Annotated in this window: 7 protein-coding genes; 4 read left to right on the forward strand and 3 right to left on the reverse strand. The window is 71.1% G+C overall.

Features of this window, described 5'->3' with window-relative positions:
• The first annotated feature begins 156 nt into the window (after positions 1-156).
• Together ACFV2O_RS34340 and ACFV2O_RS34345 are read left to right on the forward strand one after the other, a co-directional pair.
• The gene (locus tag ACFV2O_RS34340) at positions 157-1569 is read left to right on the forward strand and encodes an NAD(P)/FAD-dependent oxidoreductase (protein WP_379255813.1); all 1413 of its coding nucleotides are present in this window, start codon (positions 157-159) and stop codon (positions 1567-1569) included.
• The gene (locus ACFV2O_RS34345) at positions 1562-3352 is read left to right on the forward strand and encodes an FAD-dependent oxidoreductase (protein ID WP_379255814.1); all 1791 of its coding nucleotides are present in this window, start codon (positions 1562-1564) and stop codon (positions 3350-3352) included. The genes ACFV2O_RS34340 and ACFV2O_RS34345 overlap by 8 nt, the downstream gene beginning before the upstream one ends.
• A 51-nt stretch (positions 3353-3403) precedes the next feature.
• Here the strand turns inward: ACFV2O_RS34345 and ACFV2O_RS34350 are convergent, their stop codons facing one another.
• Both ACFV2O_RS34350 and ACFV2O_RS34355 read right to left on the reverse strand, forming a co-directional pair.
• Positions 3404-4183, reverse strand: a complete 780-nt coding sequence (locus ACFV2O_RS34350; RefSeq protein ID WP_379255815.1) for an alpha/beta fold hydrolase — start codon at positions 4181-4183, stop codon at positions 3404-3406.
• A gap of 217 nt (positions 4184-4400) precedes the next feature.
• Positions 4401-4814: a hypothetical protein gene (locus ACFV2O_RS34355; RefSeq protein ID WP_355080529.1), complete on the reverse strand. Its 414-nt coding sequence runs from the start codon at positions 4812-4814 to the stop codon at positions 4401-4403.
• A 221-nt stretch (positions 4815-5035) separates the two neighbouring features.
• On the opposite strand from ACFV2O_RS34355, the gene ACFV2O_RS34360 reads away from it, so the two are divergent.
• Both ACFV2O_RS34360 and ACFV2O_RS34365 read left to right on the forward strand, forming a co-directional pair.
• Entirely contained in the window at positions 5036-7648 is a 2613-nt protein-coding gene (locus ACFV2O_RS34360; RefSeq protein ID WP_379255817.1) for a LuxR C-terminal-related transcriptional regulator, read from the forward strand.
• 57 nt (positions 7649-7705) lie between these two features.
• Positions 7706-9361, forward strand: coding sequence for an alkaline phosphatase D family protein (locus tag ACFV2O_RS34365; protein ID WP_379255819.1), 1656 nt, complete (start codon positions 7706-7708; stop codon positions 9359-9361).
• 15 nt (positions 9362-9376) lie between these two features.
• On the opposite strand, the gene ACFV2O_RS34370 is transcribed toward ACFV2O_RS34365, so the two are convergent.
• A partial coding sequence (locus ACFV2O_RS34370; RefSeq protein ID WP_379255820.1) for a metallophosphoesterase occupies positions 9377-10474 on the reverse strand: 1098 nt, incomplete at its 5' end.

Here is a 10474-nt window from a genome sequence, read left to right on the forward strand (position 1 = left end):
GCGGCGCGGCGGCCGCCTTACTCGGCTGTGCCGGTCGGGTGCGTCCCACCATGGCGTCCATTCTGCCGACACGGCACCGATATTGACATTCGGGCACACACGGCTCACGATCGATCGGACACAGTGTCCGAGACTATCTGACCGAGGTGTTCGGGGATGCGCGGATCCTCCTCTCCGGCAATCGAGTACACCGACGTGGTGGTGGTCGGCGCGCGCTGCGCGGGCTCCGCGGCCGCCATCGCGTTCGCCACGGCGGGGCGGGACGTCGTCGCGCTGGACTCGGCGCGCTTTCCGTCCGACACCCTTTCGACACACCTGCTGTGGCCCGCCGGCCTGGCCGAACTGCGCCGCGTGGGCGCTCTCGAGCGCGTCCTTCGGCTCGGCGCGCCCCCGCTGACCACGGCCTTCGCCGATGGTGGCGGCCTTCAGGTCCGGTCGTCGTTCACACCGGTGGACGGCATCGGCCACGCGATGTGCGTGCGGCGGACCGGATTGGACGCCGCGCTGGTGGCCACCGCCGTCGCGGCCGGAGCGCGGATCCGAGAGGGCGTCCGGGTCACCGACCTGGTGTGGTCCGGCGGTCGCTGCGTCGGCGTCCGCTATACCGAAGCCGGTGGCGTGCACGAGGTGCGCGCCCGCTTGATCGTCGGGGCGGACGGCCGCCGCAGTACGGTGGCCCGGCTCGTCGGCGCCGCCCCGCCCCGGTTGTCCGCACCGAGCGGGCGGGACTGCTACTTCGCGTACTGGCACGACGGCGCGACCGACCAGCGGCACGTCGCCGCGCAATGGCGCTGCGGTCCCGACCTCGGCACCGCGTTCCCCTGCGACGACGGTCTGCTGCTCAGCCTGGTCCAACCGCCCGCGCAGCCTCCCGAGCCGGGCGCCGGTCGGGCCGAGCGCCGGTATCAGGAGGCCATCGACCGACTACCGGGTCTTGGGCTGCGGCTGCGCGACTGCCGCAGAGTCGGGCGAGTGCGTGCGGCCACCGGCCTGGCGTCCTACTTCCGGCGCTCGACCGGGCCGGGCTGGGCGCTGCCGGGTGACGCGGGCCATTTCAAGGACCCGGTGACCGCGCAGGGCATACGCGACGCCTTGCGCTACGGCCGGTTGCTCGGCGAACTCGCCGCACCCGCCCTCGACGACACCGCGCATCTCGACATCGTCCTGACCGCGTGGGAACAGCTGCGCGATCGCGAGTGCCTAGGCGTCTACCAGTGGACCAACCGCCTGGCCCGGGGCACGGCGATGCGCCCGCTGGAGTTCGAGCTCTACCGCAAGGCCGCCGGCGACCCCGTGCTGGCCGACCGGGTCACCGAAGTCTTCTCCCGCACCGTCGAACCGAAGGACGTCTTCACTCCCGCACGCGCCGCAGCGTTCGCGGCGGGAGCGCTGCGCGACTCGTGGCGGGCACCGTGGCCCGTCCTCGCCGACCTGGTCGGCGAATGCCGCGACACGGTCTCCGAACGAAGGGAAGCCCGGGCCTTCACCAGCACCGGGCCCGCCGACGCCATCCCGTCCCGGCCGCCGCGAGACAGTCTCGCGGCATCTTCAGGAGATCGACATGCATGACCCGCGCCCTCGGCCGACCCTGGACCTCACCCGCCGCGACCTGCTGCGCGGCGCGCTCGCGGCGGGAGTCTCCGTCGCCGCCGCCCCAGCCCACGCCGCACCACCGGAAGTGCGCCGAACGCCAGGACTACGCACCGGCGGAAAGTCGGTCGCGGTTCTCGGCGGCGGAGTCGCCGGGCTCTCGGCGGCACACGAACTGATCGAACGCGGCTACGAGGTCACCGTGTACGAACCGGCGTTCCTCGGCGGCAAGGCACGCAGTATGGGCGTGCCGGGCACCGGCGCCGACGGCCGCGCGGACCTGCCCGGCGAGCACGGCTTCCGGTTCTTCCCCGGCTGCTATCAGAATCTTCCGGACACCATGCGCCGAATTCCGTTCCCCGGCAATGCCGATGGCGTGGCGGGCAACCTGGTTCGCGTCGAGGGTACGGTCGCGGGATTCCGCGGCAGGCCGCCACTGTTCGCGCCGGTCGATTTCGGGGGCCTCGACCAGCTCACACCACAGCGCATACAGAACACGCTGATCGGCGCCTTCGGCTTCATTCCCGAACTGCCCCCGGCCGAACTGGCGTTCTTCGCCAAACAGATGGCCGTCTGGTTCACCTCGTGCACCGAACGGCGGTTCGGGCAATGGGAATACGTGACGTGGGAACAGATCCTGCGCGCCGAAGGCAAGTCGGCGGCCTACCGCGAATACCTCGTCAGCGCCCTCACCCGCATCACCGTCGCGGCCAAACCCCAGTCGAGTTCGGCCCGCACGATCGGCACCATCGGGGAGGCCCTGGTCCTGGCGGGAACCGGGGCGATCCCGCAATACTCCGCCGGTATCGACCGTATTCTCAACCGCCCCACCAACGAAGCCTGGATCGATCCGTGGGTGACGCACCTACGGTCGCGGGGCGTGCAATTCGCGCTGGGGCAGCGGGCGAGGCGGTTGGAGCTGCGAGACGGTCGGATCGCCTCGGCAATCGTCACCGATCCCAGCGGCCGCTCCAGCGCGGTCACCGCGGACTGGTATCTGTGCGCGATGCCGGTGGACAAGGCGGTCGCGCTGCTGAGCGACGAGATCATCGACGCCGACCCGCATCTGGCGGGCATGCGCGAACTCCGGACCGATTGGATGGTCGGCATCCAGTACTACCTCTCCCGCCCGACCGAATTGCCGGAAGGCCACATCGCCGCGCTCGGCTCGCCGTGGGCGCTCACCGCCTTGCGTCAAGCGCCGATGTGGGTAGGCGACTTCGCCGCCCGGTACGGCGACGGCACCGTGCGGGAATGCCTTTCGGTGGACATCTCCGACTGGGACTCCCCCGGCATCCGCTTCCACCGAACGGCCAAACAGTGCACCGCCGCCGAGATCGCCGAAGAGGTGTGGGCACAGCTGAGCGAATGGCTCAACACCGGCACGGGCTGGCTGCGTCCCGAGGACATCCGCTCCTGGCATCTGGACCCCGGAGTCAGCTGGACCGCGAGCGGCATCCACAACGAAACCCCACTGCTGGTCAACACCGTCGGCTCCTACGACCATCGCCCGGAGGCCCGCTGCGCTGTGCCGAACCTCTTCTTCGGCGGCGACCACGTGCGCAACAACATCGACCTCGCCACCATGGAGGGCGCCAACGAATCCGGCCGCGCCGCCACGAACGCGATCCTCGATGCCGCCGACGATCCCGCGCCCCGCGTCCCGGTCTTTCCCTTGGTGTCCCTGCCGGTCTTCGACCCGTGGAAACGCATCGACGCCGACCGCTACCGCGCCGGACTGCCGCACCTGCTCGACGTGTGAGCGGCCCGTTCCCATGGAGCGTGAGCCGCGGCCGCGCGAATCAGGGCAGCCCTAGGATGCCTCGGCGGCGGTCATGCTCGTGGTGGTCAGGATCGTCTGTGCGACCAGCTCGGGGTCGTCGATCATCGGAACGTGACCGGTGTCCGGCAGAACCGAGAACGCGGCCTCGGGCAGCCGCGCCCGCGCGATCGGTAAGTGGATCTGCGCGGGCAGCACACGATCGTGCTCCGACCAGGCCACCCTGATCGGGCACGGCAACGGGTCCAGCGCGGCGATCTGTTCGTCGGTGCCGAGCAGATCGGCGGTGACGGTGCAGCCGAGCAGGTCCCGGAGGAACGTCATGGCCTGCGCCGCGCAGGCGCGATCACCGTGGACGGCGATGTTGCGCAACGCCGTTCGCCGCACCACCGCGCTGCGCAGGCCCACCGGGGCGAGGAAGCCGAGCAGCCGCCCGGTGCTCACCTCGCGGGCGATGCGGCGGGTCGCGGCCGAACGGCTTCGGCCCCCCGCTTCCCAGAAGCCCGCTGGCGAGAGCGCGCAGACGGTCTCGGCTCGCCCGCGCCGGGCCAATTCGATGGCCATCCAGCCGCCCAGCGAATTACCCGCGACGTGTACCCGGCGCAGTCCGAGCCCGTCCAGCCGCCGTTCGATGTCGTCCACCAAGTGCTCGACCCGGGCCGGACGCCGCAGGGCCTGCGGTCCGCCCCGATGCCCGACCGCGGTCGGCGTGATCACCTCGTGCCGCGCGGCGAGCAAGGGTGTGACGTCATCCCACACCCGTTCGGACATCGTGACACCGTGCAGGAGAACGAGCGGGGGCTTGCTGGGCATTGGCGTCCCTTCGAATTCGTAGTGCGGTCTCGAAGGTGGATACCACAACCTCACCTATGGGGGCAGCGGAAACCCCGACTTCACCGGGCGATCGCCGGAGTTTGCTCTCCGCAACGCTGCCCGCCGAGCCGGTATCGCCGCCACCCCCGTCCCACCCACACCGGCGGACCACGATTCCCGCACGCCGGAGTAGTGACATGCCACAATGTTCGCCCGGTCAGACGGCTTCCGGACGCCAGGTGGCGACCGCCCAGATCACGACGATGTTCAGCGCGATCACCAGGATCGACCACGCCGGGTAGTACGGCAGCCACAGGAAGTTCGCGATGATCGACAGCGCGGCCAGGCAGATCGCCACCACCCGCGCCCAAGTCGCGCCGGTCATCAAGCCCAGCGCCGCGATGACCAGGAGGATGCCGAGCACGATGTGGATCCAGCCCCACGTCGTAGTGTCGAACTTGTAGACGTAGTCGGCGCCGACGACGATGAGCTCGTCCTCGGCGACGGCGGAGATCCCCTCGAAGATCGACAGCACACCGACGGTGAGCAGCAGGATCGCGGCCGCGATGGACGTGCCCGCCGCGATGCCACGGCGAACGGGGTGTGCCTCCGGTTCGGTCATGTGCGTCATCGGTCGCCCCCTTTCTCGGGAAGTAATGGACGCCTTCCGAATCTCCACCAGTCGCCCCGTCCAGCACTTCACCCGTTTCGGATGACTCCGATATTTCGCGTTCGCGCGAAATGAAAGTTCCATAACGACGACACACGATCTGATCGAGCGGACTTCGCACCGGGTATGTTCCGCTACCGAGGCGCGGTAGTGATCTGCCAGCACACGGCCCGGGAGGCACGGTGACCACATCGCACGTCCCCGCTCTACGCCGCATCCCCGCCGCGGCGCGGTCCGCTGCCGAAATACCGGCGTTGCCGTTCACTCCGATTCCCCGGCCCGATCTGTACGCCGCCGCCGACAGCATGTCCGGCACCGGGCACGTACTACTGCTGCGCGCACCCGCCGGGACCGGGAAGTCGGTGCTGGCGGCCGACTGGGCCGCCCGGCACGCCGCGGGCGGATCCGATGTCGCCTGGCTGACCGTCACCGAGCAGCTCGACGACGCGGCGTCGCTGTGGACGGTGCTGCACGAGCGGTTCGAGATCGCGACCACGACCGACGCCTGTCCCCCTGCCGCGTACGCCGCGGCGCTCGTCGAGACACTGGCCGCGCGCACGACGCCGACGATCCTCGTGCTCGACGACGCTCATCTGCTCACCGATCCGCTCCTGCTCGCGGGTATCGAATATTTCCTGCACCATGCGCCGCCCACCGTCACGACGATGCTGTGCGCCCGCTCGGCTCCGCCGATCCGCTGGCACGTCCTGGAACTGCACGCGCGGCTGACCCGCTGGGGCGCGGGCGAACTCGCCTTCACCGCGGACGAGATCGACGCGCTGTGCCGCCACCACGGGTGCGAACTCACCGGCGCCGAGCTCGATGCGCTCGGCGCCCTGACCCGGGGCTGGGCCGCGCTCGTGCGCATCGCCGCCATCCATCTGGCCGCCGGATCCGACGACCGCGCCGCGGCGCTCGCCGTTCTCGCCCGCCCGGCACGCGCGGTCACCGATTTCCTGCTCGGGGAACTCGTCGAGGTACTGCCGCCCACGCTGCGCCGGTTCCTCACCTGCACCAGCATTCCCGTCGCGTTCACCGAGCAGCTCGCCGACGAACTCGTGGGCGGCGGTGCGGGGCACTCGCTGCACGAACTCGACCTGATCGGCTTCCCGATCGACTCGGTCGTGCGCGACGGCGACGTCTGGTTCTCCTGTCATCCGCTGGTGCGCGCCTATTTCCTCGCCGAAGCTCGCCGCCTCGGGCCGCACGTGTGCGCGGAACTGCATCGCCGGTCGGCCCGCTGGTTGCGGACCGCGGGGCTGCCCGAGACCGCGCTGCCGCATCAGCTCGCGAGCGCGGACCACGAGCAACTGTGCGAATTCTTGTCGGCGTGCGCGCTGCGCATGGTTCTCGACGGCACGGGCCGGACGCTGTTCGATCATCTGGCCCGTTCGGCGCCGGCGTTGCTCGACGACCCCTTTCTCTGGCTGGTGCGCGTCGTCGACGCTCTCGTCGCGGGCAGCGCGGCCGCCGCGGTGGCGTGCCTGGACACCGCGGCGGCGCGGCGCGCGGCCAAGGCCTCCTTCGCCGACGCGCAGCGGCTGGACGCGCTCACCCTCGCCGCGACCATCGACGTCGCGGCGACCACCGGGGCGGTGCTGCCCGAGTCTCCGGAGGACGTCGCGCCGACCGGCGATCCCGATCTCGACGCGTACACCGAGATCCAGATCGCCACCGCCTTCGTCGCGGGCGGCGCGGTCACGCGTGGAGAACAGTTGCTGCACTCCGGGCTCGCGCTGGCCGAGCACGCGGGGCGCCCTCGCCTGGTGCTGCGTGCGCTGACCCGGCTGGCGTTCGCCGCCGACGCCGTCGACGCCGCCACCGCGATGCGGGACCGCGCGGCGCGCGCGCTGGCGATCGCGGAGGAACACGGGCTGCTGGAGACCACCGACGCCGTCCAGGCGACCGCCGTGGCCGCTTACGGCGCCTACCTGCAAGGCGAGACGCCGGGCGCGGCGCAGATCGCGTCGGTGCTCACCGAGCGGGTCGACCACGACGGATCCCACGGTCCGGTCGCGGGATGGCGCGCGCACGTCGTGGGCCGCCTGCTCGAACTCGAGCGAGCCGAGGAGCAGTCGGCCGCGGTCGACGCGCTGCGCCGCAGCCTGCTCGTCCTGCTCGAGCACAAGGCGGTGCCCGCGGCGACCGGCAGCCTGATCCTGCCGGTGGTGTGGGCGCTGCTGCGCGTGCACGATGCCAGGACGGCGCAACTGCTGGTCGAACGCGCCCGCGGTATCGTCGGCGAACTGCCCGAGGTGCGGTTGGCCGATGCGGCACTGCACGCCGCGGCCGATCGTCGCAAGGCGACCTGCGCGGTGCTCGAACCACTGCTGGACCGCCCGGGCGAGCTGCGTCCGGTCAGCGCGGTCACCGGGTGGCTGCTCTACTCCGCGGCACAGCACGAGTCCCGCGCTCCGGCCAAAGCCCTCGCCGCGCTGGAGAACGCGCTGGGTTCCGCGACGCCGCACCGGCTGCTGCGGCCGTTCCTCGACGTGCCCGCCGCGATGCCCTTGTTGGACGGCTACGCGGGCCGTCTCGGCCGGGCGGAGAGCTTCGCGGAGTCGATCCGCCGTCATCCCGCGGCGCGGCGCAGGCCTGCCTACCCCGCCTTGACCCACACCGAGATGACCGTGCTCAAGCAGTTGCCCTCCGGTCGCACCGCCCAGCAGATCGCCGAGGACCTCGGGGTCTCGGTCAACACCGTGAAGACCCACCTGCGCGGCATCTACGGCAAGCTGGGCACCAATTCCCGCGTCGACGCGCTGCATCACGCTCGCCGCGGCGGCCTGCTCTGACGCCGCACCCGCTCGCGCGACGCCTTCCCGTCGCCGTACGCGGCTTTACGCTGATGTATGGCCCTCTCACGTCGGGAACTGTTCCGGTTCGGCGCCGCGGGGTCTGCCGCGGTCCTGGCGGGCACCGCAGCGGCGGGTAGTGCCCGTTTTCCGGCCCCGCGCCGGCTCGGCGATCCGTTCTCGCTCGGCGTCGCGTCCGGCGATCCCGCCCCCGACGGTGTGGTGCTGTGGACGCGGCTGGCCCCCGACCCGCTGGCGCCCGACGGCCTCGGCGGCACGCCGCTGCACCCGGTCACGGTCGACTACGAGGTCGCCGACGACGAGTACTTCCGCCGCGTGGTGGCACGTGGATCGGCGGTGGCCACTCGCGCACTCGGCCACAGCGTGCATCCGGAGGTGCACGGGCTGACCCCGGATCGCTGGTATTTCTACCGGTTCCGGGCGGGGCCGGCCGTGTCGCCGGTAGGACGGACCCGCACCGCCCCGGCGCCCGGCCAGGCCCTGGCGCGGCTGCGCTTCGCTTTCGCCTCCTGCCAGTCCTGGAGTTCCGGCTACTACACCGCCTACGAGCACATGAGCCGGGAAGACCTGGATCTGGTCGTGCATCTGGGCGACTACATCTACGAGCGGGCCTGGCTGCGTGGGCGGGCGGGTGTCACGATGGGTCCCCACTTTCGCGACGAAGCCGTCGACCTGCCCGGCTATCGGCTGCGCTACGCGCTCTACAAATCCGAGCAACCGCTGCGCGCCGCCCACGCCGCGTTCCCGTGGCTGGTCACCATGGACGACCACGAGGTCGACAACAACTGGGCCGGTGACGCGCCCGGCATCGGCCTCGACATCTGGCGGGTGCCCGCCCTGTTCCGCAGGCGCCGCGCCGCCGCCTTCCAGGCCATGTACGAGCACCAGCCGCTGCGCCTGGCGCAGTTACCGTCCGCGGCGGGCATCCGGCTGCATCGCCGTTTCCGGTTCGGCGACCTCGCGGAGATCACCATGCTCGATACGCGCCAGTACCGCACCCCGCAGGCCTGCGGCGGCGCCGTGGTCAGCGGCTGCGCCGAGCGCTTCTCTCCCGACCGCACGATCCTCGGTGCGGCACAACGCGATTGGCTGATCGACGGTCTGACCCACTCCCCGGCTCGCTGGCAGGTCCTCGGTAACCAGGTGGGCATGAGCCAGAACGACTCCGACCCCGGTCCACGGGTCGGCGTCTCCACCGACGCGTGGGACGGATACGTCGCCGACCGCAACGCGGTGCTGGGCGCCGCCGCGGCGCGCGGCGCCGGAAACCTGGTGGTGATCACCGGCGACCGGCACGAGAACCAGGCCGCCGACCTGCGGCGCGACTACTCCGATCCCGGATCACCGGTTGTGGCGGCGGAATTCACCGGTACCTCGATCACCAGCAACGGCGACGGAGTGGACCTGAGCGACAAGGGACGCGGTCTGCTCGCGGCGAATCCGGACGTCAAGTTCTTCAACGCCCAGCGTGGGTACGTCCGGGTGGAACTCGATCACCGGTTGTGGCGCAACGACTTTCGTGTCGTGCCCTATGTCCGCTATCCCGGCGCGCCGATCCGTACCCGCGCCAGTTACATCGTTCAGGACGGCATTCCGGGTGTCACCGAGGCGTGGAGTTCCGGCGATTCCCCTGCGCCGCCGTCGGCACCCGATGCCGTCAGCCGCGCCGACGCCGAGCCCGGCCCGCGCTGACCGGCGCCCCGGGGTTCACCCGGTCGCCGACTCCGCACGCAGGATCAGCACGGTGATCTCGCTCGGGGCGAACACCCGCAGCTGCGGACCCCAGAATCCGGTGCCCCGGCTGGTGTAGAGCTGAGTGCGCTCGCCGTGGCGGCTCAGCCCGGCCACGACGGGCTGCTCGAGGCGAACCAGATAGTGGAACGGCCAGATCTGGCCGCCGTGGGTGTGGCCGGAGATCTGCAACGCCACTCCCGCGGCCGCGGCCTCCGCGACCTGCCTGGGCTGGTGGGCGAGCAAGACGACCGGAACGTCCGGGTCCGCCCCTGCGAGCGCGGCGGGCAGGTCGGGGCCGTGACCGGTCAAGCCGATGCCGGTTGGGTCGTCGATGCCCGCGATCACCAGCCGGTCGTCGCCGCGGCGCACGACCTCGTGCTGATTGTGCAACGGCTGCCAGCCGAGTGCGGCCATGTGCTCGATCCAGCCCTGCGCGTCACCGAAATACTCGTGATTGCCGGTGATGTAGAACCGGCCGAGTTCGGCCTCGACCTTGCCGAGCGGATCGACCTGCGCGTGCCGCTTCGCCACCGATCCGTCCGCGAGGTCGCCCGCGTGGCAGGCGATGTCGGGCCGTTGCGCGTTGACCACCTCGACCACGCGTTCCGACCAGCGCAGCCGGTTCAGCGCGGCGTAATGGGTGTCGGTCACGACGACCACGCGCAGTCCGTCCAGCGCGGAGCCGAGACCTGGAATCGCGACATCCACCGTGCGTACCCGCGGCACCCGGCGCGCCTCGATCACACCCCACACCACCAGCACCGTCGCGGCCGCGAGCACGCCCGCCGCGACGATCCGCGAGCGAGCCGGGTCGTCCACGCCCGCGACGGTCAATCCCGCGCGCGCCAGATTGCCCAGCACCGACCAGCTGAACAGCATCCACATGACGCCGAGCAAGGTGTCGCCGACGATCGAGGCCGCGTCCGACTGCACGGGCCCGTGGCCGAGATACATCGCCGCGGGCAGGCACGCGAACCCGAGCAGGAACAGTGCCGAACCCAGCCAGAACAGCGGGCCGGATTCCTCGGTGGTGGCCGCAACCAGCGTACACCAGGGCAGCAGGAACAAGAC

The organism is Nocardia sp. NPDC059691 (assembly GCF_042733915.1).
Lineage (GTDB): Bacteria > Actinomycetota > Actinomycetes > Mycobacteriales > Mycobacteriaceae > Nocardia > Nocardia sichangensis.

Coding starts and splice junctions, on each gene's coding strand:
- ACFV2O_RS34340 (WP_379255813.1), top strand. CDS start 157: ATGCGCGGATCCTCCTCTCCGGCAATCGAGTACACCGACGTGGTGGTG.
- ACFV2O_RS34345 (WP_379255814.1), top strand. CDS start 1,562: ATGCATGACCCGCGCCCTCGGCCGACCCTGGACCTCACCCGCCGCGAC.
- ACFV2O_RS34365 (WP_379255819.1), top strand. CDS start 7,706: ATGGCCCTCTCACGTCGGGAACTGTTCCGGTTCGGCGCCGCGGGGTCT.
- ACFV2O_RS34350 (WP_379255815.1), bottom strand. CDS start 4,183: ATGCCCAGCAAGCCCCCGCTCGTTCTCCTGCACGGTGTCACGATGTCC.
- ACFV2O_RS34355 (WP_355080529.1), bottom strand. CDS start 4,814: ATGACGCACATGACCGAACCGGAGGCACACCCCGTTCGCCGTGGCATC.